The following is a 25,765-nucleotide window of genomic DNA, read 5'->3' as shown; positions in this document are numbered from 1 at the left end:
AGTCAATAGTCAATAGTCAATAGTCAATAGTCAATAGTCAATAGTCAATAGTCAATGGTCAATGGTCTTTCATGGGCTTCTTCTTTATCATGCCGCCTTTTAAATCTTTTACCATGCCCATAATAATAAAAGCTTTTTTATCGATTTTATCGATTTCAGTTTGCAGTTTAGCAAGTTCAAGGCGCGTTACAACAGTATAGATTATATCTTTATCATAACTGGTGCCGCTATTTCCATAACCGCCTTTTCCGGCATAAATGGTACAGGCACGTTGTAACTTTTTTGTAATCATGAGGCGTAATTCTTCATGTTTTTCAGAGATAATGGTGACCCCAATATATTCTTCAACGCCATCGACTACAAAATCGACCGTTTTTGCAGCCGAGAGGTAAGTCAGTATAGCGTAAAGGGCAATCTCAATAGATAAAACATAAGCGCCCACCGAGAAGATTATAATGTTAATAATTAGCAAAACATCACCAATAGTAAGCGAAAGTTTTCGGCTTAAAAAAATAGCCAGTACTTCGGTGCCGTCGATAACGCTTCCGCCACGCATAGACATGCCAATACCCAATCCCAAAAAGAAACCGCCAAAAACGGCTATCAATAATTTGTCTTCTGTTATGATGGGGTAGTTTACAAAATGCACGACTATGGCCAAAAAGCTAATGGCCGCAATACTTTTTAAGGCAAATTTTCTGCCAATGGTTTTATAGGCCAAGATTAAAAATGGAAGGTTAACCAAAACCAAAAGTAATCCGAGTTGCAGTGATGTTATGTTTTCTAACAATAACGAAATACCTGTAGCGCCACCATCTATAAATTTGTTGGGCAAGAGAAAGCCTTTTAATCCAAATCCAGCTGAAAAAACACCTATAATTATAAAAACATACTCCTTAACCGCGTGCGATAACTCTACTTGAAATTTCCTAACCAAGGGTACAATTTCCTTTTTGCTCACAGGTTTGCCTGCTCGTCTTTTTTCAAGCCTTTTACGAGCGGCATCAACTAATAATTTAGCTAAAAAGGGATTCATGTTTTAGTGTTTCAGTTATTCCAATTTATAAAAAAGTATTTGATTTTTGCATTATCAGGGATGTGGGTGGCCTCAAATTTTAAGTCCATATCAAACCTTAAATTGGCTGGTAATTCTTTTTTGTCTATCGTGAAATTGGCATTTATATCATTAACGGTCACTACAATAGAGTTGATTAAGTTACTGATTTTTGATATTTTATAGTTGTCTTTTATGTCTTTAAATGTACTTAAGGCACCAATGTTTTTATCGGTTTTGTAGCGTTCGTCACAGATCTGAACGTTGCTAATGGTCGATGTAGAATCAAGGCTTCGCTTTGCGGTGAGTACTAACAATTTTTTTCCGCCTTTTTCATAAATTTCAATCTCATTCGGATTTCCAGAAAAAGCATCACCATTTGAATGTTTTACAATAGAATCGTTTGTGTAAATGGTTTTTAGATCTTTTACTTGGGTTGAGTCTGTTAATAGGCCAATATGTTGTTTTGAAACTTCAAAAGGACCTGGTTGATTGTTGCAACTAATTGATAAAAATAATAGGGCTGTTAGGCCGAAAAATGAATAGCGCATGGGGTGATTTCAGATTTTTTAAATTAATATTTAGTATGGTCGGGAGCCGATTTATTTTTTTAAGACTTTGGTTAATATACCAAAAACGCTTCTTATAAATGTAGCGCTGGTTAAAACTTTAACAATGGGGTTCATTCTGGTGCTGCGTCTTCGCGATGTTGAGGTTCTTTTTTTAGATGTCGCTTTTTCAAGAGCTTCTTGCTCTAGTCTGGCTTTTTCTTTAGCCTCCTTAGCTTCGGCTTCTTCTATTTTAGCGTTGAGCATTTCGTAAGCACTCTCTCTATCAATGGTTTCGTTGTATTTTCTAGCCAATTTAGATTGTGATAATAATTGTGCCAATTCGGTATCGGTAAGCACATCCATACGGCTCATGGGCGCACGCATCATGGTAGCGGCCAATGGGGTAGGGCGTCCTTTTTCGTCTAAGGCAGAAACTAAAGCTTCTCCTATGCCTAATGAGGTCAATACTTCGGTGGTATCGTAATATTCAGAATCTGGATAGTTTTGAGCGGTTAATTTAATGGCTTTTCTGTCTTTAGCCGTAAACGCCCTTAAGGCATGCTGCACTTTTAAACCCAGCTGACCAAGGACTTCTTCGGGAACATCGGTGGGATTTTGAGTAACAAAATATAGACCAACACCTTTACTTCGTATCAGTTTTACAATGCTTTCAATTTGATTTAAAAGGGCTTTTGAAGCTTCATCAAAAATTAAATGGGCCTCATCAATAAACATGACTAATTCTGGCCTTCCGGTATCGCCTTGTTCTGGAAGTGTAGAATAAATTTCGGCCAACAAACTCAGCATAAAAGTTGAAAATAACTTAGGGCGGTCTTGAATATCGGTCAATCTTAAAATATTGATGTAACCGCGCCCATCAGCGTCAACTCTTAATAAATCCTGAGTATCGAATGAAGTTTCCCCAAAAAACAAGTCGGCACCTTGTTGCTCCAGTTCTACTATTTTTCTGAGGATAGCACCCGTTGAAGCGGTTGAAATTCTACCATAGGCTTCTTTAAATTCATCTTTTCCCTCATCGGTAGCATATTGAAGAATCTTTTTAAAATCCTTAAGGTCCAAAAGTGGTAACTTATTGTCGTCGCAATATTGAAAAATTACAGAAACAATGCCAGATTGGGTTTCGGTTAAATCTAAAATTCTGGACAACAGTACAGGGCCAAATTCGCTAATGGTGGCACGAAGCCTAACACCATCTTGTTCTGAAAGGGTTAGCACTTCAACAGGAAATGCTTTAGGTACAAAGGGCAAGCCTATTTTTTCATGGCGCTCGTCAATTTTAGGGTGGCCTGGGCTGGCTTGCGCTAAACCACTTAAGTCGCCTTTAATGTCCATCAACAAGACAGGAACACCTTTTTCGCTTAAATTTTCTGCCAATACCTGTAGCGACTTCGTTTTTCCGGTACCTGTAGCTCCAGCAATCAAGCCATGGCGATTCATGGTTTTTAAAGGTATTTTTATATGTGCTCCGGTAATGGTTTCACCATTAAGCATTGCTGCCCCCGCGGATATGTATTCGCCTTTAGTTTGGTAGCCTTTGGTAATGTATTCTTGAAAATTTTCTTTTGTGCCCATGCCTAAATTTTGCATAAAAATACAGAAATTAAAAAAGAAAAAAACAAGGTTTTGTTTATTAAGGTTGAATTGAAGCCCAAAATATTTCTAATCAGTATGGAATACGTATCTTTGCACACTTAATTATGGACAAAGCAATACAATTATTGGTTAACAAGGGCGAAATGCTACCGCTTATGGAAGAGTTTTACACCATACAGGGTGAAGGTTTCCACAAGGGTACAGCGGCCTATTTTATTAGGATTGGAGGCTGCGATGTAGGCTGTCATTGGTGCGATGTAAAAGAAAGCTGGAATGCCAAATTGCACCCGCCAACCCAAACCACCAAGATTGTTGAAAATGCCAAAAAATATAGTGATACTATTGTCGTTACGGGTGGTGAGCCTTTAACTTGGGATATGACCTTTCTGACTTCAAAATTAAAGGAAGAGGGGCTGAAGATTCATATTGAAACTTCGGGTGCCTATAAATTAACAGGGCAGTGGGATTGGATATGTTTATCGCCCAAAAAAATGAAATTGCCTACTGATGAGGTTTACGCCAAGGCTCATGAGCTAAAAATGATTATTTACAATAAAGACGATTTTCGTTTTGCCGAAGAACAGGCTGCCAAAGTAAACGATAATTGTATTTTGTATTTACAGCCCGAGTGGAGCAAGCGTGATAAAATGATTCCGCTGATTGTAGATTATGTGATGAAACACCCCAATTGGAAAGTTTCTCTGCAAACCCACAAGTATTTGAATATTCCTTAAATTTTTGCTTATTTTTAGGTGTACAATCAAAATAGCAATCGCTTATGAAAGCACCTGTAAAGTTGAAAAAAATGAAACTTCTACGTTTTGGGCGCGATTTTAAACCCGATCAAGAAGTTATTCTTAGAGATTATTTGGCTATCGAGCGCACCCGTTTGGCGAATGAACGCACTTTGCTGTCCTATATCAGATCGTCGTTGTATTTGCTTTTGGGCAGTATTGCACTTTTCCAAATAAAGAATTATCCTAATTTTGAATATTTGGCATTGGCCTCATTGGTATTCAGTATTATATTTTTTGTGATTGGAGTTTACAGATTTACCCTGCTTAAGAAGAGCTTAAAGCGCCTGTATTATATGTCTGAAGCTAACGATAATAACGATGATAAATAAAAGAAAAGCCTTGATTAATCAAGGCTTTATTGTTTTTATAATAATATATGTATTAAATACTTACGGGAATGGAAACCCTAACTGTGTCCCAGGCTAAAACCATTTTGCCGTCATCAAAGGCAATTGAAAACGCTTCTATCGATTCGCCGCTGCTTACAGGAACTTTAATGCGTAAAGCATCATTAGTTTCTTTGTAACCGTAAGCACCCCAAACATCGGTGTCTTTGCTTAAAATAATGGTCCATTCGTTTTCTCCAGGAATGGTGTATAACGAATAAGTGCCCGCTTTAACAGTTTCACCTCCAAATTGGATGTCTTGGTAAAATTTAATTTCGGAAGCTTCATTGGCACCCGTTCTCCAAACTTTGCCATTGGGGGCCAATTGGCTTAAATCCCTTCCTTTTAATTGTGGACGGCTGTAAATCACTTTGACCATGGGCGTGGCATTACGGCTGGTACGGTAGTAGCTTATGTCCAACGGACTTTTGTCCAAATTTGCAAACTTCTGTGCCATAACATTGCCCGAAAGCAGCAAAGCAAAAACACAGATAATCATTGTGGTTACTTTTTTCGTCTGTTTCATTCTAATAATTTTAGTGGTTTTTAATGTTTTAAAGTTAAGCCTAAAAACCTTTAAAGTTTTTATAAAAGTGTGGGGATTATGTTAAAGTTTGGGCGTTTTATGAATTGACGCTTTTTATTTGTAATCCGTTGTTGGCTACAATAATTTTATTTTATTTATAATTTCCTTCGGAATCAGTTTTATAAATTAATAGCTCTGGTTTTTCTTCACCATAATAATAATTCTTACTCAAACTACCTGCAACACGATATCCTCCGTCATTTTCAATTAATATTGAACGACCATATAAATATGTGAAAGTCTCTTGATACTTCTTGTTCCATTCTTCAATACCATTACTGGTAAATTTATAAATTCCTAATGCCCCATAATAACCAAAATCAACATGCCCCGTAGTAATGAAACCCCCATCCAAGGTTTCAGCAATAGAAAAAGTTGAAGATAATTCATTAGAAATATTCCATATTTCAGTACCATCGGCATCGATTTCAAATATTCTACCCTCACTTATATCATATGCTCCCCAGCTAAAACCAGCGAACACTATATTGTTGTTACTTTTGATTATTATTTGCTTTGGAAAATCGTGTCTTCCATCGCCGAAAGTGTTTTGCCATATAATATCTCCTTGATTATTCATTTTTACTACCAAAAAATCAATCTCTTTCAAAGAAGAGTCACCAGAAACATGGTCATCCCAAGTAGCTCCTTTAGTTTCAGACGTGCCCAAAACATAAATTTCATTTTGAGAATTAATTACCACATCTTTAAAAGCATCATACAATGATATTTTTAATGTTTTTTCCCAAATTGGAATCCCATTTGAGCTTATTTTTAATAAGACACCTTCATTGCCTTGATGAAATCCTGAATTTCTTATGCCAGCGAGGTAGAAATTCCCTTCGTTATCAAGATTCACAGATGAAATAAATATAGGGTTACTGATAATATCCTGAATATTTTTAGACCATACCGTATTTCCTTCCCAATCGATATTTATCAAAGTATCGTTAGAATTTATTAAAAATCCATTCGAATGTTCGATTACTTTTGGTGTAGCTGAAGTATGAGAGATATGGTTGAAATAAGCCCTCCAAATTTCATCACCATCATAGTTAATTTTTAAGGCAAAAAGCCGATAACCATTTCCATTGTTACTTGATTTCCCTAAAATAAGATAGTTGCTATCTGAAGTTTTTATCATATGATATGGATTACCATGAGCATAACCATTCGGCCCATAATCATATTGACCATAATCGTATTTCTTAATATATTTTAAATAGTATTTTTCTGTACCAAACGAAAAAGTGACTTCTGTATGATTATTGCTGGTATCTTTTGCAACTATTTTTCCAGAATAGTTGGTTAATTCCTTAAGGCCAATAAACTGATAAGTGAGTTCAGAAATGTTCTCAATTATTAATACTTGATTTAAGTAAACATCATATGTCACTGCATCGTTGTCTGGGTCAGTAGACTCGCTCCAATTAATTATTGCGCTGTCATGTGAAATATTTACAAGTTCAACATTAAAATTACTTGGGGGCTGATTTTCTATTTGTTTTTCCGGTTCTTCCAGTTCCTGATTAGTTTCGTTTATGGAATTTTCTTTTGAACAACTAATCAATAGAAAAATAATTAATAGTGTAGAATAAATTCTTTTCATCTATTTGTTTTTATTGTAGCCAACTTGTTATATCCAAACTTTTATTACCGATATCCCGTAAATAAGTCAGGATATCAAAAGTTTTTTGTTGCTGTTATCCTGTAAATATAATCAATTATAACCATAAAAAAATCCCGACAAATTCATGTCGGGATTCCTAATTTATAAAGTATCGCTATTTAAAAAGCAACTATTTTCGCATCACTTTTACATTCATTTCCTCCACTTTTTTATCGGAAAGTAGTGATGGCGCACCAAACAATAAATCGTCGCTCGTTCCTGTTTTTGGGAAGGCCATCACTTCTCTAATCGATGCTTTTTTCTCTAAAATCATCATCAATCGGTCTACGCCCCAAGCAATACCACCGTGTGGTGGCGCCCCGTAATGGAAGGCTTTGTACATGGTGCCAACACTTTTAAGCATCTCTTCTTTGTTGTAGCCCATGTTTTTGTAAGTGGCTTCTAAAATTTCGGGTTTATGGGCACGTACAGAACCGCCACCAATTTCGTAACCGTTTAAAATAAGGTCGTATTGTTGGGCAATGATGCTGCCAATTTCCTCCTCCTTCCCATTCATGTGTTTTTCAATGTCGTAAACGGCAGGCATCGAGAAGGGGTTGTGGGTAAAGGTCCAACGGCCTTCATCGGTTTTTTCGAACATCGGGAAATCAATCACCCACGCTGGGCGCAGTTCCTTCGGATTGATGAGTCGTAACATACTGCCCAATTCCTGCCGAACGGCATCCAAGGCTTTGTTGGCCGTGGCGTAATCGGCAGCCGAAAAGAACACAATATCGCCAACCTGGGCGTTAGTGGTTTTAATGATTCCGGCCGCAATAGCTTCACCTAAAAACTTGATGATGGGCGATTGCAAATCGTTTTCGTTGACGATAATATATGCCAATCCACCTAAACCATGCTGTTGGGCAATGCCTGTTAGTTTTTCAATTTGTCCTTTTGAAAGGCGCTTTTTGCCCTGCTCTTCCGCCGATACTTTTATACATTTTACAATACCGCCTTCCTCAATGGGTTTACTGAATACCTGAAAGGTCGTGTCTTTTACAATATCGGTAATATCCTGTAGCTTTAAACCAAAGCGTAAATCGGGGCGGTCGCAGCCATATTCATCCATCGCTTGTTTGTAGGAGAGTACTTCAAACGGATGTAAAATCCATTTTTTGCCATATATTTTCTGAACAATGTCGTTGAACATTTTAGTGTTCAAATCGATAATTTGCTGCATACTAGCGTAGGCCATTTCAATATCCAACTGTGTAAATTCGGGTTGTCGGTCGCCACGCGAATCTTCATCCCTAAAACAGCGGGCCAATTGGAAATACTTTTCGTAGCCACTTACCATCAGCATTTGTTTGAACTGCTGTGGTGCCTGAGGAAGGGTGTAAAAAGCGCCAGCTTGTTTACGTGAAGGTACAATAAACTCACGCGCCCCTTCATCTGTTCCAGCACTTAAAATGGGCGTTTCAATTTCAAGGAAATTTTCTTCGTCCAAAATATCGCGCATCAGTTTAATCACTTTATGTCGATTTACTATAACGCGGCGCACATCTTCGTTTCGGTGGTCTAAATATTTATATTGAAAACGAGTGTTCTCATTGGTTTTGGTCGCACGTTTTATTTCAAACGGAAGCGTTTTCGAAAGGTTTAAAATATCCAGTTCGGTAGCTTCCAATTCAATTTTTCCGGTACGTAAACTTGGGTTGTAATCGTCTTCTTTTCGTTGCACGATTTTACCGGAAACGGTAATCACCGATTCAGGTTTTAAACGTACCAATTCATCTAAATTAGGGAATGACTCCCGACTTAATCGCACTTGGAATTTTTCGGTACTTGAATCGCGCAAATCGATAAAAATAAGCTCACCGTGGTCACGCACACTAGAAACCCAACCTGAGAATGTTACGGTGTCGTTGATGTTTTCATCGGAAATGTCGATGATTGTGTGCGTGCGGTACTCGTCTTTTACCACGATGGGTATTTGCGGCAGGACTTCTTCCTCTTTGGTTTCTCCTTTTTGGCCTTTAGCTTTTGAAACTTCACCTTTAGTTTGAGGTTCTTGACTTTTAACTTCGCCAGAAAGCTGACCTAAAATACCCTCACGAATGACTTTTCCTGAAGCGCCCTTGCCAATAATTTTAATGACTTTTCCAACCAAAATACCAGCTTTGCCTTGGTTTCCAGCCTTAATGTCGTTGGCAATAGCTTCGTTTTCTGAAATGACTTGGGTTATGGCCGCTTCTATTTTTTCTTTAGAAATGGTGTTGTCATCAAAATACTTGTTATAATCGAAGTGTCTATCTTTTAAATAGGCGGTTATCGCATTTTGGACTAAAACCGATGTGATTTTTTCAGCCTTGAACAATTGGAAAATTTCAATTAAATGTTCGATGCGATGAATATCGCCATAGTCTTCAGCACCAATATTATTAACCAAAGTTTTAGCAACAAACGACGGGTCTTTTATTACCTCGTTTATTTGCATAAAGGTTTTAGAACGCAATGCATCAGCGGTAAAAAATTTGGCATCTTGTGGCAAAACACCACCATTTATTAAAACCCGTTCAACAGCAAAGGGTAGGGCGCTAATATCGACATTAATCGATTCAATCGCGCTTTTTATATTTACAAAAGGAAGGTCGGGCTCCGAAATAAATCGGTAATCGGCCTCGAATTCCTTTTTACGCATGGTTTTGGTTTGCTTTAAATCGGCATCGAAAAGCACGGTGGTCTGGTCGGGCCTAAACGTTTTGTGCTCCAAATAATAGTTGAGTTGTTTCTCGACTTCTTCCTTTAAAGCATCGACCATAAATTTAAATGAGTTGAGGTTTTTAATCTCGGTACGCGGGTTTAGGTCGTAAGTGTGCTTTTTACGGAGTGAAACGGATACATCCGATTTAAATTCCCCTTTTTCAAGGTTGGCGTCAGAAATTTTTAAGTTTTGAACAATACGCTGAATGTACTGTGCATAGGTTGAAGCATCTTCAATGTGGCGAATACAAGGCTCGGTAACAATTTCAATTAAGGGTACGCCCGCTTTATTGAAATCGACTAACGAGATTTTCTTTTCATGCATCAATTTCGCGGCATCTTCTTCAATGTGAACTTGGGTTAAATTTACTGTAAATTGCGAACCGTCATTTCTAAAACATGATACTTGCCCATCAGGTATAATGGGGTTGTGGAATTGCGTGATTTGAATATTTTTTGGGTTGTCGGGGTACTCGTAATGCTTTCTGTCCCAAGAAATGACTTCGTTTTCAAATGTTGATTTAACGGCCTTTCCAAAATAAATGGCTTTTTTAACCGCCTCTTTGTTCACCGCGGGAAGCACACCCATTTGTCCGGTACATACCGGGCAGATGTTTTGGTTTGGGGTTTCTGTTTCTTCATTTGCGCAAGAACAGAACAGTTTGGTTTTAGTATTTAAGCGAACGTGGGTTTCTAGTCCGATGACTAATTCTAGTTCGTATTTTTTTAGTAGCGCGTTTATTTGCTCCAGTTCCATTATAAAGTGTCTTTTAAGAAGTTAGCAAACTTCAAAACAAGTTCGTCGTTGTTTTTTGAGGCCGTAATTTGCAGTCCTGTTTCGGTGCCTTGCGGAACAGTTAATGTGGGCAGTTGCCCCAAACTGAATCCTACCGTGTAGGCATCGCTTAAATACATGGCCAATGGGTCTTTTAAGCTATCGCCAATTTTAGGCGGTGCGCTTGGCGTAACGGGCGAAATAATGATATCGACCGCTTTAAAATCTTCCTCGAAATTATTGGCGATGGCATCACGAAGTGCTAAGCTTTTTAAGTAGATTTCATCTGAAAATCCTTGTGACAGTACTTGGTTTCCACCTACAATCCTTCTTTTGGTTTCTTCTGAGAAATTCTCAGAACGGGTTACGGCGTAAGTTTCTTTCAAATTTTCGGCCTCAATGCGGTTGCCGTAATTGGTGCCATCTAACCGCGATAGGTTAGAGGCTGTTTCGGCCATAGCTAAGGTGTAATATGTTGAAACCAGTGTATTCGATTCAAAGAAATCCAAAACTTTAACTTCAATACCTTTTGCTTTTATTTTTTCAATGCCTGAAAGAAAGTCAGATTTTACTTGGGCATCGATGGCGTCACTTTCAATAAAATTTTTAAAGTAACCAATAGCTTTTATACCTTCGGACGTTGAAAGGCTTTCTTCTAAGATTTCAGTGGAAGAATAAGTGGTTTGGTCTTTTCCATCTTTTCCACTCATTACGTTCAGCACGATACGAATATCTTCAACCGATTTTGCAATCGGGCCAACACAATCTGTAGAAGACGCGTAGGCCATTAATCCGTAACGTGAAATGCGCCCGTAGGTAGGTTTCAAACCATAAACATGATTGTATCCTGCTGGCTGGCGAACTGAACCACCAGTATCACCTCCAATCGAGAATACCGTGTAATCTAAGGCCACGTTAACGGCCGAACCACCACTGGAGCCACCACCAACCAACTCCGGATTAATCGCATTCTTTACAGCGCCAAAAATGGTATTTTCACTTGATGAACCGTGCCCAAAACTATCGCAATTTTCTTTGACGATAGGAATAGCGCCAGCATCCAATAATTTTTGGATGGCCGTGGCCGTGTAGGCCGATTTATAGTCTTTTAGCAATTTTGAGCTCGCCGTTGTAATCGTGCCCTGTACCATATAAACATCTTTAATGCCAAATGGAATGCCTTCTAATAGGCCAATGTCTTCGCCGTTACCTATCTTATCGTCAACTTTTGCCGCTAACTTTAGGGCAATATCAATTAAAAGGCTGTTTACGGTATTATGGCTGTTTTTTGCTAAAAGGTCTAATTTGTCTTGAACCAATTGGGTGCAAGTAATCTCTTTGTTAACCAGTTGTTGGTGAATTTTGCGTATCTGCGAATCCATAATTATTCTTCAATGACTTTAGAAACCACTAAAAAGCCGTTCTTTTCTTTAGGGAAATTTTCAATGATGATTTGTTTTTCGGAATCTGGGCTACTTATAACCACATCGTCTCTTAAATCATCCAACGACACGCTATTATGAAGGTTAGAAGCAACATCGTTTGTTGCATTGGCGTTTTTAATCACCTCAAACAACTTATTAACGGCCTCACTGGGCTTTGCTCCCTTAATACTAGACAATACATCGACTGTCATAATTTTGCTCATGTCTTAATTTTTTAGATTAAAAAAAGCCCTCCGTATTCGGAAGGCTTTATATATTTTTTAAACAACAACCTTCCAACCCTAAAAAATAGGATTATTGAAATTATTATTGTTATTATTGTTCATCATATCGATTTGCGGCTCAAATATATGTAGAAATAATGTACTAAGCACTATTTTTATAGATAACCTATTCGATATTGCTGAATTTTTAAAAAACCATGTTATTATTTACAGGGTTTTTAAGTAAAGATGCTTGTGATTGATTTTGTTTTTTTAAGCTCATCGTTCAAGTTATTTGAACGAAACTTGATACTGTAAAACGGCCATTCCCTTATAATCTTTTTGTTGTAAAGCAGCTGCGTCGAAAATAGGGCGGTGTTGGTAGCCCAAGCTAATTTTATCATCGTGCGAGCCGTTTACAAAAAAGTTAACAGTAAAGTCGTAAACAGTCATGTTGTCGTTCAAAATATCCCAATTAGAATGTTGTATGGCAATATTGGGTTGGATGATGGCCATGTGGTTAAAGATTTTAGTTTCCTTAAAAGCGTATCCGAATTGTCCGTACCATGTTGTGCCTGTACCAATCATGGGGAAGGCTACCCCCGAACCATTAAAATCTGATCCGCCACCTGTTGTGGGGTTGTTGGCACCAACATTTCTAATGTAATCTTTACCAAAATCGTAATCAAAGTAACCTAAATAGGCGGTTATGGCATTGCCGTTGGCCAAAGGTAGATTTAAAAACGAATCGGCCGAAAAGTGTGTGATATCATAAATGTTCGTTTCGGGGAGACGGGCATCGCCATCGCTCATAGCTTCCGGCTGAAACTGAAACCCTGTACCGATATTAAGTACTTTTTTCTTTTGCATGTAGGTGCCGGTTTGATAGGCAGATTTATTCGATTCGTGCTCAAAGAACTGGTATTTTACATAGGCCGAGGTTTTCACCCTGGGTTTGTTATTGGCAAAATTTACAGCACCATCTGGGATAGCTTTTACATAAAAAGGGCGGTTAAAAGCCATTCTGTAATCAAAATTTCCAGCTTGACCTTTAACCCATACTCCAAATAAACGACCAACGTCATCATTAATTTGGACAGAATTTAAAGTAAAAAGCGGGGAATCCAGACCCATTAAGGTTTTGCTGGACCGAATGTTCCAGCGGTTTAAGCCTTGCCAACCCGATTTGCCCATGCCAATTTCTAAATATTTTGCGAAGGCGTATTCGACATATAAGTCTAAGACTTCAATAGGGAAATCATCCCCCTTAAAGTTGTAGTTGTTGCCGCCAAAGATAGCGTAGGCGTAAACTTTAGGCGAGATTTGAGCTGATATAGGAATGCGTAGTCTCCTGATTGAAATATCTAAAAATTCTGAGGTGGGTTCGCCGTGAATGATGGAGCCTTCGTTTAAATCGGAATACCTAAACCAAAACTGTGATGTAAGATTCCATTTAAAAGTCGGTTTGAATTTTTCGTTTTGACCAACGGCTAATGCCGGTAAAATTAGCACTATCGCTAACAAAAAAATAAAGGCTCTTTTTTTAAGTTTCATGTTTGGTTCATTAATGCATTGCAAAATTAAGTTGAACTATTGTACTAAAAAGTGATATACATCATGTTTGTTGCAATAATTCTGTTTTTTCCTGTTAAAGTAAAAATAGCAAAGACTAGCCGTTTTAAAGGCGGATTTTAGTTGGATTTATCTTTAACGCAACTTCAAATAAGCCGCGTTATGAGGTTTAACGTTTTTTGGCTTGGATTAAGAGGGTTGAAATCTCTCGAGATTCATTTTAAGGTGCGTTTTAGGCGTTTTAAGGTGTTTTTAAGTAATCAACAAATGTTGATAATTTTATAGCAACGTCGATGAAATACTTTAAAAAGGGGTGAAAATTTCGTATATTTGTTTGTATTCAAAAGGATGCTTAGAGGCATCTTTTTTTGTGAAAACATCTAACTTATAATTAAGATAAAAGCTAATATGAGCGAAGCAAAAGAAGAATTTAACAAAGAGGGGTACTCGGCGGATAGTATTCAGGCCCTCGAGGGTATGGAACATGTGCGCATGCGTCCATCCATGTACATTGGAGATGTTGGTGTGCGCGGTTTGCACCACTTGGTATATGAGGTTGTCGATAACTCCATTGATGAGGCACTTGCCGGGCATTGTAACAATATTACCGTAACCATTAATGAAGATAATTCTATTACCACAGAAGATGATGGTCGTGGTATTCCGGTAGACTTACATAAAAAAGAAGGTGTTTCGGCGCTGGAGGTTGTTATGACCAAAATTGGTGCTGGAGGTAAATTTGATAAAGATTCCTATAAGGTTTCTGGTGGTTTGCACGGCGTTGGTGTAAGTTGTGTTAATGCTTTGTCTGAGCATTTAAAAGCTACGGTTTATCGTAACGGACAAATTTGGGAACAGGAGTATGAGCGTGGAAAACCGTTATACCCTGTAAAATCTATTGGTGAAACCGATAAGCGAGGAACTATCGTTACCTTTAAGCCAGATCCCACTATCTTTCAGCAAACGCTAGAGTACAGTTACGATACTTTAGCTAGCCGTATGCGTGAGTTGGCCTTTTTAAATAAAGGTATTACTGTACATATAGTTGATAGAAGGCATAAAAAAGAAGATGGTTCTTTTGAAGGGGAAACATTTCATTCTGAAGAAGGTTTAAAAGAATTTATTAAGTATTTAGATGCGACGAGAGAGCCTCTAATGCAAGATGTGATTGCTTTTGAAGGTGAAAAAAATGGTGTGCCTGTAGAGGTGGCCATGGTTTATAATACCTCTTACGCTGAGAATTTACATTCATACGTAAATAATATTAATACACATGAAGGAGGTACACATTTGTCTGGGTTCCGTCGTGGTTTAACGCATACTTTGAAGAAGTATGCCGATGAATCTGGAATGCTAGATAAGTTGAAATTTGACATCTCGGGTGATGATTTCCGTGAAGGCTTAACAGCTATTGTTTCGGTAAAAGTTGCCGAGCCTCAGTTTGAGGGGCAAACCAAAACCAAATTGGGCAACAGAGAGGTGTCTGCTTCCGTTAGTCAAGCGGTTTCTGAAATGCTTACCGACTATTTGGAAGAGCATCCTGATGATGCCAAAACCATTGTTCAAAAAGTAATTTTAGCAGCTCAAGCGCGTCACGCCGCTCAGAAAGCCCGCGAAATGGTACAGCGTAAAACAGCCATGAGCATTGGCGGCTTGCCTGGAAAATTATCCGACTGCTCTGAGCAAGACCCAACAAAATGCGAGGTGTTCTTAGTAGAGGGTGATTCGGCAGGTGGAACGGCAAAACAAGGCCGAGATAGAAATTTTCAGGCCATTCTTCCGTTAAGGGGTAAAATCCTAAACGTTGAAAAAGCCATGCAGCATAAAGTTTTTGAAAATGAAGAAATTAAAAATATTTTTACAGCGCTAGGTGTAACCATAGGTACGGAGGAAGATAGTAAAGCCCTAAACCTTTCAAAATTGCGTTATCACAAAATTGTGATCATGTGTGATGCCGATATTGATGGTAGCCATATTGCTACTTTAATATTGACGTTCTTCTTTAGATACATGAGGGAGTTAATTGAAAACGGGCACATATACATTGCTACACCACCACTATATTTGATTAAAAAGGGTGCAAAAAAACAGTACGCTTGGAGTGATAAAGAGCGCGATGCTATTGTTGAAGAAATGGGAGGTAGTGCAGGTATTCAACGTTACAAAGGTTTAGGTGAGATGAACGCCGAGCAACTTTGGGATACCACTATGAATCCAGACTTTAGAACGCTACGTTTGGTGCAAATTGATAATGGTACCGAAGCCGATAGGATTTTCTCTATGTTAATGGGCGATGAGGTGCCACCACGTCGAGATTTTATTGAGAAAAATGCCGTTTACGCGAATATTGATGCTTAGCGGTCATAAAATATGGTAATGAAAATAGGCTATCCTTCATTTTGGATAGCCTATTTTTTTTGCACTATGCTTAAAAAATCCCTAAGCGAACGCTTGGTGTGCTAACATTTACTCGAGTATTTAAACTTCGTTGTTGAGAGCGGCGTGAATAGTAACTATTGTGCCTGTAATAGTAATATGAAGCATAGTTGTAATAATAATCACCGTGGTGACAATGGTGATTGCAGTGTTCGTAATGCTCGGCGTAAGCATCGCGTTTCCCTTGGATGTACGCTTTATAAGCTTGTTTGTCAGTTTTCTTTAAGTTCTTTTCATAAGCTTTTTGTTCTTTCCAAAAGCTTTTTTCTTCAGCTTTGTTTTCAGCTTTAAATTGTTGTTCGAATTTAGCATCTTCTTCAGCTCGTTTTTGGTAATAGGTTTCTTTGTCCATTTTCACCTCAGTTGTTGATTTTTGTTTCTGGGCTTGCATAGAAAAAGAAAAGGCAATAGCTAAAACGAACAAAGTTGATTTTAATAGGTTCATGACTTTTAGTTTTTTTGGGTTATTACTTCTGCCAGTATCGGCTTTCATTGTTAAGACAACCAAAAGTCATTTTACCCTACCTAAGTGAGTTCAGTATGGCTTATTTAATAAAATATTGAATAGTAATCAAATATAGATTTGTCACTCTGAAACTGTTTCAGAGTCCCATAATAAAAAAATGATTTTCAGGTTATATGAGGTTCTGAATTGAGTTCGGTATGACAAAAAGCAATAGGTCATGTCTAAAAAGTGAATGATTAAGAAAAATACAATAAAAAAGGTTGGTTTATTTATTGTAAACCAACCTTCGAATCCCATATTTTTTAGTTCTCTGTTTTAGAAGTCAAATCCAAGAGAGAATTGCCAGATCCTGTTTTGCGGACTACCTTCGTCATAAATATCGCCCATGCCTAAATGGTAGCGAACGCCTAAAGAAATACCAGATTCGGTTTTGAAACCACCACCAAAATTAAAACCCCAATCGAAGTTGTTGGGTTCAAATTCCTGTGAAGTATCGAAAAGCCCGAAGTTGCTATCAAATTCTTCTTTATGGGAAATGGCTAAGCCTATTTGCGGTCCGGCCTCTAAGTAGAAGGTATTGACCGGATAAATTTTTAAAGACAAAGGTAGGTTGATGTAATCTAGTTTTTGGGTAAAGGTGCCGCTACCGTCCTCTAGCTCATAACCTTGTTGAGAATATAATAATTCAATTTGAAGAGCTGCTGCTTCAGTAACGAACGATTCTCCGTAAAACCCAACGTGAAACCCATGACGTTGGCCTGTATCGGTATCACCATCAAAACTAACGGCTGCTAAATTGTATCCAAATTTTAATCCAGCATTTGATGTGCTATTATTGCTTTCTTGTGCCATGGTACTTATTGAAATAGTAAAAATGGCTAAAATTGATAAAAAATAGGTTTTCATAATTTATAAAGTTTAGGGGTTTGTAAATATTATTTTCCGCCGTTAGCCTTTAAATCGGCAATACATTCGGGGCCAAGTTGAGGTACTGAGCCCGAGTTGACCATTTTGCCAATGCTAGCACCCGATTCGGTTTCCCAGTACATAAGGCAATTGCTATTGTTACAATGTTTAGGGTGTGCGCTATCTTCATGGTCGCTTTGTAGTGGAGCGCCTAAATTGGTTAGACCTAAAATGTGACCAAGTTCGTGATTGATAACGGTAGTTTCTAGTGTACTTCGGTTAGGTTCAATAGGGCTATTGCTAAATTCATGGATAGTTTTTTGGTAAATAACGAAAGATGTGTTCCAGTAGGCCGAGCCTAAAATCACGGTGTTGTCATCATTTTTATCCGATTCACCGTCAACAAAAAGCGCCCAAATAGCTATGGTTTTTTCGTTGTTATACTTGGTGCGGTAAGTGTTTTCAATATCAGCAATTTCCTCAATACTTAACTTGTCTTTCGCCGGTGATGGTATTTTTATTTTTTCAATTGAAATACCATCAGGCTTATTGATTTTGGACTCTAAAAACAATACAAAATTGTTTATGGCGGCTTGTGTTGGTTCGAAACCTTCAACATAAGCTATCTGAATTTCCATTTTGGAAAAAACATTGCCGGACAATAAATCGTTTGAAGAGCTGCCCGTTGCCTGTTTGTTCGCATTGACTCTTATCGTGTCTTTATTGTCTTCTGAATTTTGGTCTTTAGTACAGCTTTGAAAAAAACTAAAAAGAACAACTAGGCATATTGAAATTTTAATTTTCATTTATTTTGATTCAGTAGATTTTAATTTTTAAAAACAGCCGCCTTTTTCGGGCGGCTGTATCATCATAACATACGTAGCAAATGCAAATCTAGTTTATATTTGGGTTAAAACTAAAGTTAAGGCTGCATTTGTTGTGCTTTGCAATTCGATTGAGTTTTCAGAATAACTCGTTACTTTCCATGTGCTGTTTAGTAGTTCGAAAGTGGTGCTTCCAGTAAAATGGAAACTTATAAACACATGCATTTCAGAAGCTACTTCATAAGTGCCTTCAACATCGCTAATGGTACTATTTACAATATTTGTGGCGGTACAATTTAGGTCGTTAGCAAAATCGATAGTGAATTCTGCAAATTCATTGGTTTTATCTATTCCAGAAGAGACTAACGATTGTACTTTAAAAGCCCCTTCAACTAAAATAGTTTCAAGGTTTTCTGCGTTACTTTCAGCATCATCTTTTAGATTATCGTTGGTTAAACATTCATCTATTTTGTTTTGCAAATCCATGTCGCTGCTAATTTCAACCACACTATTGGTTTGTCCGTTTAAACTCGCCGTAATTGGGTAGTTTACAGCAAACAGTTCGTCGTTGTTAAAGTTGTTCATGTAGGTATAAAGTTCTTGCTCAGAATTAACGACTACACTACCAGTTTGCTCAAGGTTTAAACTGTATGTTAAAATGGTAATCGGAAAATCGATATCCAAACAGTTAATAGCGTCCTCGGTATTGTTTTCGGCTTCTTCGCAAGCCGCCATGAGTGCATCAAACTCTGTTTGGTTGGCTACCTGAACTTCGGTATAATTACTTAGCTTAACCGTTAATGGAAACTGAAAGCTTATAACGTCTTCGTCGTTAATAATTTCGCCAAGTATATTTAATACTAAGCTATAATCTAGCTCGTTAACAAGTGTTATTTCGGTTCCATTAATAGTAGCGGTGTAGGGAAAAACTATAGAAGAGCAAGACATGCCATCGATGAAATCATCAACACTACCGTCGTACATTGATGAGCGCTCCAGATTGTTTGCTGTTGGAGATGTAGCCGAATTGGTGTTTGGGTTTTGGCCGTTTTCGTTGTCAATTTCATCTTGGCATGAAGTAAAACCAAAAATTGCGGTTAATAAGATTGCGGTTAAAAATTTTAAATTTTTCATGATTTCAATTTTTAGGGTTTAATTATTTTTTCTTTTTCATAGCGATTTTTTCGCTTTCTGTATTTAAGACAATCGTTTTAAAATTTACCCTACCCAAGTTTTAAAAAATAATTTAAAATTTAAGTAAACAGCCAATAAACAAGATGTGATTAAGGTTATGATTAAAATAATTTTTACTGTTTTTAATTATCGTGTTTGGTTTCATGGGTCTGTATGGTATTTACTTAGAGCCTTATAAGAACGCAAAATAAATTTACCCTACTTTTGTGTAAACAAATATTAAGACCCTAAACTAAAACACAAGTATGCAGAAACCTAATCTTTGCGATGAAGCTTACTTTAACGAATTTTATTTAGAGCATGTTCAGCATGCCAGTAATTTTGCCTTTTATAAATGTGGCGATAAAGACAATGCCTTGGACTTGGTACAGGATGCGTTCTCAAAAATTTGGGAAAACTGTTCTAAAATAGATTTTACTAAAGCTAAAACATATTTGTTTACTACTGTCAATAATCTATTTTTAAACAAGGTGAAGCACCAAAAAGTGGTCATGGAATACGCTAAGGCTTCACCGTATGTTGATGAAAATAACCAAAGTCCCGAATACCTTTTAGAGGAAGAGGAGTTTAAAAAGAAATTGCAGCAAGCCATCGCATTGCTTTCTGTGGCACAGCGCGAAGTTTTTTTGTTAAATAGAATAGAAGGAAAAAAATACCGTGAAATAGCCGAAATGCTTGGTGTTTCGCAAAAAGCTGTTGAAAAGCGGATGTCTGGTGCGTTAAAAATTTTACGCAAACACATAGAAAACATCTAATTAAGGTAGGGTAAAACAATATTAAGGTGTCTTATTTTTAGAAAGTAGTGTGGATATGAATAAAGAAAGCGACATATTAAAATGGTTTAACGGCGAGATTTCGGCTGAGGAAATAAAAAAACGTTACCCCAATGACGATTTTTCGACACTAGAAAAAGTGGGTTTTTATTCCAAGCAATTTGAAGTTCCAACGGTTGATGCCCAGCAAGCTTTGCAGGCCTTTAAAAACAGAAATCATAAAAAAGACGATTCAAAAGTTATTCCGTTAAATTTCAAAATGGTTTTGAAAGTGGCCGCTGTTTTGGTGGTGCTTTTAACGTCCAGTTATTTTTTGTTTTTTAATAATGCCAAAACCTACGAAACAACAATAGCTCAGACTGAAACCTTGAGACTTCCAGACGATTCTGAGGTGGTCTTAAATGCACAATCTAAACTATCTTTTGATAAAAAAGAATGGAAAAATAACCGAATTTTAGGTTTACATGGAGAGGCTTACTTTAAAGTTACCAAAGGAAAAACCTTTATCGTAAAAACCAATGCTGGGAGTGTTCAGGTTTTAGGGACACAATTTAATGTCAAGGAGCGTAAAAATTATTTTGAAGTGATGTGTTATGAAGGTTCCGTAAAAGTAAAATCAGGAAAAAGAGAAACTGTTTTAAAACCGGGAAAATCCTTTAGGCTGGTTAAAGGTGATATGGTAGTCGTCTCAGATTTTAAAGCAAATAAACCTTCTTGGCTAGCACAAGAATCAAGTTTTGTTAACGTACCGCTATGGCAAGTAATTGATGAACTGGAAGCGCAATACGATTTTAAAATTGATGCCTCAAATGTAGATGTTTCAAAACCCTACACGGGAACTTTTACCCATAACGATAAAAATATAGCACTGCAATCTGTAACCGTTCCTTTAAAGTTGAGCTACAAGATAAATGGGAAGCAAGTCGAGTTATACAACTATGCGTCAAAGTAAGCACTTATTCGTTTTATTTTTAGTCTGCACGAGTTTGACTTTTGGTTTTCAAAGGCAATCAAAAGTGTCCTTACTGCAGCTTTTTCCAATATTAGAATCTCGGTTTGATGTCAAGTTCTCCTATACCGAAAGCGATGTAAGAAATGTGATGGTCAATGCACCAGAAACGACTAAAAGCATTGAAGAGGTTATTCAGTATCTTAACCTTTCCACCATTTTGAATTTCAATATTTTGAATGACCGTTACATTACTGTGTCAACAATCGATAAAAAAATCACGATTTGTGGTTCGGTGCTTTCTGCTAAAGATAGTTTGCCGTTAATGGGGGCGTCAGTAGTTATTGAAGACAAGTCCAAAGGTATTATTGCTAATGTTGAGGGAGGTTTTCAGCTATCCGATGTAGCTATAGAAGCACAGGTAGTGGTGTCCTTTTTGGGTTACGAGTCTGTTGTTTTTCCTGCTGAAAACTTAATGAAACTCAATGAAAATTGTAAACCCATTTTTTTGAAGGAAAAGAGCGAAGCGCTGAACCAAATTATAATTTCAAAATTTTTAACTACTGGACTACAGAAGCGTATTGATGGAAGTACAGTATTAAACACTGAACAATTTGGTGTATTGCCGGGTCTGACCGAGCCCGATGTTTTGCAATCCATTCAAGCGCTTCCTGGAGTGGAAAGTGTTAACGAAAGTGTATCAAACATTAATGTTCGTGGTGGCACCAACGATCAAAACCTTATGCTTTGGGATGGCATAAAAATGTACCATTCGGGGCACTTTTTCGGCCTCATTTCAGCCTATAACCCCTATTTGACCAACAAAGTGATTGTAACAAAAAACGGAACACCGGCCGAGTTTAGTAATGGGGTTTCCAGTACTATTAATATGACTACGAAGAATGATGTTAGCCGTGAATTTTCGGGTGGTATTGGAGCTAATTTAATTCACGCCGATACCAATTTCGAAATTCCGATTTCCAAAAAATTGAGTATCCATATTTCAGGTCGAAGGTCGTTTACAGATATGTTCAGTACCCCTACTTACAGCAATTATTTCGAGCGTAGCTTTCAAGATAGTGAGCTTACCACCAATAGCGATAACATTGAAGAAAATAATAGATCTTCAAATTTTTACTTTTACGATTATACCACAAAACTACTTTATGATATAAACAATGACCATAAGTTTAGGGCTAATGTTATAGGTATAACTAATAATTTGGATTATGAAGAAAGCTATACCGATAATAACGGTGAAATCGATTCTAAAACCAGTAATTTGGAGCAACAAAATCTTGGTTTTGGTTCCAGTTGGTCGGCGCATTGGGGGCCATCTTTTACCACATATTTGAGTGCTTTTTATTCAAAGTATAATGTGGATGCTACCGATTATAGAATTGAAACAGATCAACGATTAACCCAAGCTAATGAGGTGCTGGAAACGGGGCTTAAGTTTAAAACAGATTTAAAATTGAGTGATTATTTGGATCTTTTTAATGGTTATGAATTCAGTGAAATTGGCATTTTAAACCAGACCACTGTTAGTGCACCTTCTTACGAAAAAACTAAAAAGGATGTATTGCTAAACCATGCCTTGTTTTCAGAAATGGAGTACCGCAAAGACAAAACCTACTTACGAATTGGTGTGCGAGGTAATTATTTTCAAAAATTCCGAAAGTTTATTTTAGAGCCGCGATTAAATGTTCGTCAAAGACTCAGTAGTCGGTTTGCTGTAAAGCTACAGGGTGAATTTAAAAACCAATCGGCTACACAGATTATCGATTTTCAAGACGATTTTTTAGGTGTTGAAAATCGTCGCTGGATTTTAGCCAATGAAAAAAGCATCCCAATTTCAGAAAGTAAACAAGTATCTTTCGGAGTGACGTTTAATCGCAACAATTTGGTTATTGATGTTGAGGGCTTTTATAAACAGGTTCAAGGTGTAACCGCATCAAACCAAGGGTTTTACAATAATTTTAAATATATTAATACCTCGGGAAACTACACGGCTCGCGGTATTGAATTTTTAATTAACAAAACCGCAAAATCCTATAGTACATGGCTTAGTTATACTTATTGTGTAAACGATTATGAGTTTAAAAACGTTACGCCTTCTGTTTTTCCTAATAACGTTGATATTCGGCACTCTTTATCGTTAGCGTTCAATTACAATGTTTTCGAGCAACTTGAGTTTTCTTTTGGAGGTATTTATCGAACGGGAAGGCCGTATACTAAACCTGTTGCGGGAAAAGAAACCGTGATGGATGGTAATAGGGTGTTAGTGAATTATGATGCGCCCAATAATGAAAACTTAGATGGTTTCTTTAGGTTGGATACTTCGGTTAATTACAATTTTAATATGTCTAATACGATTCTTGCAACGCTGCGGGCAGGGGTTATTAATGTGTTGGACAAAAAAAATAGCATAAACCGCTATTATGAAGTGGATCCAAACAATACTGAAGCCGTAATTTTAATCGATAACAAGTCCATTGGGCTAACACCAAATCTTAGTTTTAGAGTACATTTTTAAAAAATGAAAATCGATTAAAAGCATTTATTTCCGATTAAACGTTGTTTTTTGTAATTTTTTTTCTATGTTTGTATAACCAAATCATTAATAATGAAAAGAGTAACCTTATTTATATTGTTAACCCTAACGGTATTCCTATCCAAAGCTCAAAGTGATATTGATGCTTTATTAATAGCAGGTGTAGATAATGCAGAGCGTTTTGCGAATGATTACTTAGCGCCAGCAACCAACGGATTGATGCATAGTATGAATGCTAGTTGGTTTAATACCGCAGACGCCAAGCCTTTGGGCGGTTTTGAAATTTCTGTAATTGCTAACGCCTCTATTTTCAAAGATGAGCACAAATCGTTTTCGATGAACATTGCAGACTACAATAGTATGGGGCAAGATTACGATATTGAATTTGCAGATGGGGCTACAAGCAAGTTGGTCGCAAGTGCCTTAGGAGAAAATAATCCTAATATAGATATTATTGTTAGATATGACGATCCGTTGTTGCCTGGTGAAGATAGAAATGGAGAGGAAAGAATTACATTGCCAAGCGGTATAGGGGAGTCAAGTGGTAATTTATTGCCAACAGCCTATATTCAAGGTGCCTTAGGGTTGAGTAAAGGCATTGAAATAAAAGCCCGTTTTTTACCAAAAATAGAAACCGACGAAGTGTCGTTGAGCATGTATGGTGCTGGTTTGCAGTTTGAAATGACCAAATGGTTGCCTGCCGATAAGTATATGCCTGTTGCCATTTCTGGGCTTGTGGCTTATGCGCATTTAGGTGGAGAATATGATTTAACTGAGTCTTCAGGGATAAACGGAGATAACCAACGGTTAGAGAGCGATACCAATACTTGGTTGTTTCAGCTTATCGCTTCCACTAAAATGAAGGTCATAAACTTTTATGGTGGTTTAGGAATGATTAGTGGAAAATCGGAGTCTGATTTATTAGGTAATTATGTAGTCTCTACAGGGCCATTTTCTTCTGAAACAATCACAGACCCTTTTTCTGTATCTAGTGAAGTATCTTCATTTAGAGGTACAGCAGGCTTAAAGTTAAAGCTGGGCTTTTTTAGGCTTAATGCCGAATATCACTTATCAGAGTTTGACGCCTTTTCAGTAGGTGTAAACTTTGGGTTTAGGTAATGAAAGCGTAGTAAAAAAAGAATTTATTTAGTTTTAGTTAGTTATATTTAATTTTTGTTTAAAAGTGCGGGAATTTGTCCCGCACTTTTTTATTAAGACCGTTTTAATTCGTAATTTCGCATGATTTAAATCATGAAATATTTGGTGTTTAAGCTGGATATTTGACGAATTGACAATTAATTTAACAAGTAACTAAAAATAAGTAAAAATGAAAGTAACAGTTGTAGGCGCAGGAGCAGTTGGTGCCAGTTGTGCAGAGTATATTGCTATTAAAAATTTTGCCTCAGAGGTTGTATTGCTTGATATTAAAGAAGGCTATGCAGAAGGAAAGGCTATGGATTTAATGCAATGTGCTTCTTTAAACGGATTCGACACAAAAATTACCGGTGTAACGAACGATTACAGTAAAACCGCAAATAGCGATATTTGTGTTATTACTTCTGGTATTCCGCGTAAACCGGGAATGACTCGTGAGGAATTGATTGGGATTAATGCCGGAATCGTAAAATCTGTAGCTACAAGTTTACTTGAACACTCTCCAAATATGATTCTTATCGTGGTGAGTAACCCAATGGACACCATGACATACTTAGCGCACAAGTCGCTCGATATGCCAAAAAATAAAATTATTGGAATGGGTGGAGCTTTAGATTCTGCTCGTTTTAAATACCGCTTAGCTGAAGCTTTAGGTGCGCCTATTAGCGATGTTGACGGTATGGTTATTGGTGGTCACAGCGATACCGGAATGGTACCATTAACATCTCACGCCACAAGAAACAGTATTAAAGTTTCTGAATTTTTAAGTGAAGAGCGTTTAGAGCAAGTTGCTGCCGATACCAAAGTAGGAGGAGCCACCTTAACAAAATTATTGGGTACTTCGGCTTGGTATGCGCCAGGTGCTGCAGTAAGTGGACTGGTACAAGCCATTGCTTGCGACCAAAAGAAAATATTCCCATGCTCTACATTCTTAGAGGGTGAGTATGGTTTGGATAATATCTGTATTGGTGTGCCTGTTGTATTAGGTAAAAATGGTATTGAAAAAATAGTTGATATTCCATTAAGTGATGCTGAAAAAAATCATATGAAAGCTAGTGCCGAAGGTGTTAGAAAAACCAATGGTTTATTGGATGTGTAATTCATCACACTTTATGAGATAGTGTCAAATAAAAAGAGCCTTCAGACTTGA

At 37.3% G+C, this 25,765-nt stretch carries 21 protein-coding genes; 8 read left to right on the top strand and 13 right to left on the bottom strand.

Annotated elements, in window-relative coordinates; genetic code table 11:
- Positions 1-58 precede the first annotated feature (58 nt).
- From GSB9_01641 to GSB9_01639, 3 genes are read right to left on the bottom strand one after another with little or no spacing between them, the layout of a single operon-like run.
- Complete coding sequence (locus GSB9_01641; GenBank protein ID UKM65079.1) at positions 59-1,036, bottom strand: YitT family protein; 978 nt, start codon at positions 1,034-1,036, stop codon at positions 59-61.
- Between the two features lie 11 nt (positions 1,037-1,047).
- Positions 1,048-1,605, bottom strand: a complete 558-nt coding sequence (locus GSB9_01640; protein UKM65078.1) for a hypothetical protein — start codon at positions 1,603-1,605, stop codon at positions 1,048-1,050.
- A gap of 51 nt (positions 1,606-1,656) precedes the next feature.
- On the bottom strand, positions 1,657-3,198 hold the full coding sequence (locus tag GSB9_01639) for a DUF853 domain-containing protein (GenBank protein UKM65077.1): 1,542 nt from the start codon (positions 3,196-3,198) through the stop codon (positions 1,657-1,659).
- Between the two features lie 125 nt (positions 3,199-3,323).
- Between GSB9_01639 and GSB9_01638 the strand changes: the two genes are divergently transcribed.
- Both GSB9_01638 and GSB9_01637 read left to right on the top strand, forming a co-directional pair.
- Complete coding sequence (locus GSB9_01638; GenBank protein ID UKM65076.1) at positions 3,324-3,953, top strand: 7-carboxy-7-deazaguanine synthase QueE; 630 nt, start codon at positions 3,324-3,326, stop codon at positions 3,951-3,953.
- Between the two features lie 44 nt (positions 3,954-3,997).
- Complete coding sequence (locus tag GSB9_01637) at positions 3,998-4,345, top strand: DUF202 domain-containing protein (protein ID UKM65075.1); 348 nt, start codon at positions 3,998-4,000, stop codon at positions 4,343-4,345.
- Positions 4,346-4,397: 52 nt separating this feature from the next.
- Here the strand turns inward: GSB9_01637 and GSB9_01636 are convergent, their stop codons facing one another.
- The 6 genes from GSB9_01636 to GSB9_01631 form a co-directional block, all read right to left on the bottom strand.
- On the bottom strand, positions 4,398-4,928 hold the full coding sequence (locus GSB9_01636; GenBank protein ID UKM65074.1) for a DUF2911 domain-containing protein: 531 nt from the start codon (positions 4,926-4,928) through the stop codon (positions 4,398-4,400).
- A gap of 151 nt (positions 4,929-5,079) precedes the next feature.
- The gene (locus tag GSB9_01635; protein UKM65073.1) at positions 5,080-6,597 is read right to left on the bottom strand and encodes a fibronectin type III domain-containing protein; all 1,518 of its coding nucleotides are present in this window, start codon (positions 6,595-6,597) and stop codon (positions 5,080-5,082) included.
- Positions 6,598-6,787: 190 nt separating this feature from the next.
- Positions 6,788-10,120, bottom strand: a complete 3,333-nt coding sequence (gene gatB/aspS, locus GSB9_01634; protein ID UKM65072.1) for a bifunctional amidotransferase subunit GatB/aspartate--tRNA ligase AspS — start codon at positions 10,118-10,120, stop codon at positions 6,788-6,790.
- On the bottom strand, positions 10,120-11,520 hold the full coding sequence (locus tag GSB9_01633; protein ID UKM65071.1) for an aspartyl/glutamyl-tRNA amidotransferase subunit A: 1,401 nt from the start codon (positions 11,518-11,520) through the stop codon (positions 10,120-10,122). Before GSB9_01633 ends, gatB/aspS begins: the two co-directional genes overlap by 1 nt.
- Before the next feature lie 2 nt (positions 11,521-11,522).
- Positions 11,523-11,786, bottom strand: a complete 264-nt coding sequence (locus GSB9_01632) for a hypothetical protein (protein UKM65070.1) — start codon at positions 11,784-11,786, stop codon at positions 11,523-11,525.
- Positions 11,787-12,077: 291 nt separating this feature from the next.
- Positions 12,078-13,340 carry a porin gene (locus GSB9_01631; protein ID UKM65069.1) on the bottom strand — a complete coding sequence of 421 codons (1,263 nt, stop codon included), beginning with the start codon at positions 13,338-13,340 and terminating at the stop codon, positions 12,078-12,080.
- Between the two features lie 426 nt (positions 13,341-13,766).
- Between GSB9_01631 and gyrB the strand changes: the two genes are divergently transcribed.
- Complete coding sequence (gyrB, locus tag GSB9_01630; GenBank protein ID UKM65068.1) at positions 13,767-15,716, top strand: DNA topoisomerase (ATP-hydrolyzing) subunit B; 1,950 nt, start codon at positions 13,767-13,769, stop codon at positions 15,714-15,716.
- 70 nt (positions 15,717-15,786) lie between these two features.
- Here gyrB and GSB9_01629 read toward each other — a convergent pair whose 3' ends face one another.
- From GSB9_01629 to GSB9_01626, 4 genes are all read right to left on the bottom strand, one after another.
- Positions 15,787-16,287 carry a hypothetical protein gene (locus GSB9_01629; protein ID UKM65067.1) on the bottom strand — a complete coding sequence of 167 codons (501 nt, stop codon included), beginning with the start codon at positions 16,285-16,287 and terminating at the stop codon, positions 15,787-15,789.
- Between the two features lie 288 nt (positions 16,288-16,575).
- Positions 16,576-17,166: a PorT family protein gene (locus tag GSB9_01628; protein ID UKM65066.1), complete on the bottom strand. Its 591-nt coding sequence runs from the start codon at positions 17,164-17,166 to the stop codon at positions 16,576-16,578.
- Positions 17,167-17,195: 29 nt separating this feature from the next.
- Positions 17,196-17,972, bottom strand: a complete 777-nt coding sequence (locus GSB9_01627) for a membrane metalloprotease (GenBank protein ID UKM65065.1) — start codon at positions 17,970-17,972, stop codon at positions 17,196-17,198.
- A gap of 93 nt (positions 17,973-18,065) precedes the next feature.
- Positions 18,066-19,124, bottom strand: a complete 1,059-nt coding sequence (locus tag GSB9_01626) for a hypothetical protein (protein UKM65064.1) — start codon at positions 19,122-19,124, stop codon at positions 18,066-18,068.
- Between the two features lie 305 nt (positions 19,125-19,429).
- Between GSB9_01626 and GSB9_01625 the strand changes: the two genes are divergently transcribed.
- The 5 genes from GSB9_01625 to GSB9_01621 all read left to right on the top strand — a co-directional run bounded on the left by GSB9_01625 (position 19,430) and on the right by GSB9_01621 (position 25,714).
- Entirely contained in the window at positions 19,430-19,939 is a 510-nt protein-coding gene (locus GSB9_01625) for a sigma-70 family RNA polymerase sigma factor (protein UKM65063.1), read from the top strand.
- Positions 19,940-19,994: 55 nt separating this feature from the next.
- Positions 19,995-20,909, top strand: coding sequence for a FecR family protein (locus GSB9_01624; GenBank protein ID UKM65062.1), 915 nt, complete (start codon positions 19,995-19,997; stop codon positions 20,907-20,909).
- Between the two features lie 64 nt (positions 20,910-20,973).
- A complete protein-coding gene (locus GSB9_01623; GenBank protein ID UKM65061.2) occupies positions 20,974-23,442 on the top strand; it encodes a TonB-dependent receptor in 2,469 nt (822 codons plus the stop codon).
- Positions 23,443-23,532: 90 nt separating this feature from the next.
- Complete coding sequence (locus GSB9_01622; protein UKM65060.1) at positions 23,533-24,579, top strand: hypothetical protein; 1,047 nt, start codon at positions 23,533-23,535, stop codon at positions 24,577-24,579.
- Positions 24,580-24,787: 208 nt separating this feature from the next.
- Entirely contained in the window at positions 24,788-25,714 is a 927-nt protein-coding gene (locus tag GSB9_01621; protein UKM65059.1) for a malate dehydrogenase, read from the top strand.
- Positions 25,715-25,765: the final 51 nt, after the last annotated feature.

The organism is Flavobacteriaceae bacterium GSB9 (assembly GCA_022749295.1).
Classification (GTDB): Bacteria; Bacteroidota; Bacteroidia; order Flavobacteriales; family Flavobacteriaceae; genus Flavisericum.
This window is presented reverse-complemented; position numbering and strand designations above follow the sequence as displayed.

Excerpts from the sequence above, each read along its gene's own strand:
- GSB9_01641 (UKM65079.1), bottom strand. The coding sequence starts at position 1,036 with ATGAATCCCTTTTTAGCTAAATTATTAGTTGATGCCGCTCGTAAAAGG.
- GSB9_01640 (UKM65078.1), bottom strand. The coding sequence starts at position 1,605 with ATGCGCTATTCATTTTTCGGCCTAACAGCCCTATTATTTTTATCAATT.
- GSB9_01639 (UKM65077.1), bottom strand. The coding sequence starts at position 3,198 with ATGGGCACAAAAGAAAATTTTCAAGAATACATTACCAAAGGCTACCAA.
- GSB9_01638 (UKM65076.1), top strand. The coding sequence starts at position 3,324 with ATGGACAAAGCAATACAATTATTGGTTAACAAGGGCGAAATGCTACCG.
- GSB9_01637 (UKM65075.1), top strand. The coding sequence starts at position 3,998 with ATGAAAGCACCTGTAAAGTTGAAAAAAATGAAACTTCTACGTTTTGGG.
- GSB9_01636 (UKM65074.1), bottom strand. The coding sequence starts at position 4,928 with ATGAAACAGACGAAAAAAGTAACCACAATGATTATCTGTGTTTTTGCT.
- GSB9_01635 (UKM65073.1), bottom strand. The coding sequence starts at position 6,597 with ATGAAAAGAATTTATTCTACACTATTAATTATTTTTCTATTGATTAGT.
- gatB/aspS (UKM65072.1), bottom strand. The coding sequence starts at position 10,120 with ATGGAACTGGAGCAAATAAACGCGCTACTAAAAAAATACGAACTAGAA.
- GSB9_01633 (UKM65071.1), bottom strand. The coding sequence starts at position 11,520 with ATGGATTCGCAGATACGCAAAATTCACCAACAACTGGTTAACAAAGAG.
- GSB9_01632 (UKM65070.1), bottom strand. The coding sequence starts at position 11,786 with ATGAGCAAAATTATGACAGTCGATGTATTGTCTAGTATTAAGGGAGCA.
- GSB9_01631 (UKM65069.1), bottom strand. The coding sequence starts at position 13,340 with ATGAAACTTAAAAAAAGAGCCTTTATTTTTTTGTTAGCGATAGTGCTA.
- gyrB (UKM65068.1), top strand. The coding sequence starts at position 13,767 with ATGAGCGAAGCAAAAGAAGAATTTAACAAAGAGGGGTACTCGGCGGAT.
- GSB9_01629 (UKM65067.1), bottom strand. The coding sequence starts at position 16,287 with ATGAAAGCCGATACTGGCAGAAGTAATAACCCAAAAAAACTAAAAGTC.
- GSB9_01628 (UKM65066.1), bottom strand. The coding sequence starts at position 17,166 with ATGAAAACCTATTTTTTATCAATTTTAGCCATTTTTACTATTTCAATA.
- GSB9_01627 (UKM65065.1), bottom strand. The coding sequence starts at position 17,972 with ATGAAAATTAAAATTTCAATATGCCTAGTTGTTCTTTTTAGTTTTTTT.
- GSB9_01626 (UKM65064.1), bottom strand. The coding sequence starts at position 19,124 with ATGAAAAATTTAAAATTTTTAACCGCAATCTTATTAACCGCAATTTTT.
- GSB9_01625 (UKM65063.1), top strand. The coding sequence starts at position 19,430 with ATGCAGAAACCTAATCTTTGCGATGAAGCTTACTTTAACGAATTTTAT.
- GSB9_01624 (UKM65062.1), top strand. The coding sequence starts at position 19,995 with ATGAATAAAGAAAGCGACATATTAAAATGGTTTAACGGCGAGATTTCG.
- GSB9_01622 (UKM65060.1), top strand. The coding sequence starts at position 23,533 with ATGAAAAGAGTAACCTTATTTATATTGTTAACCCTAACGGTATTCCTA.
- GSB9_01621 (UKM65059.1), top strand. The coding sequence starts at position 24,788 with ATGAAAGTAACAGTTGTAGGCGCAGGAGCAGTTGGTGCCAGTTGTGCA.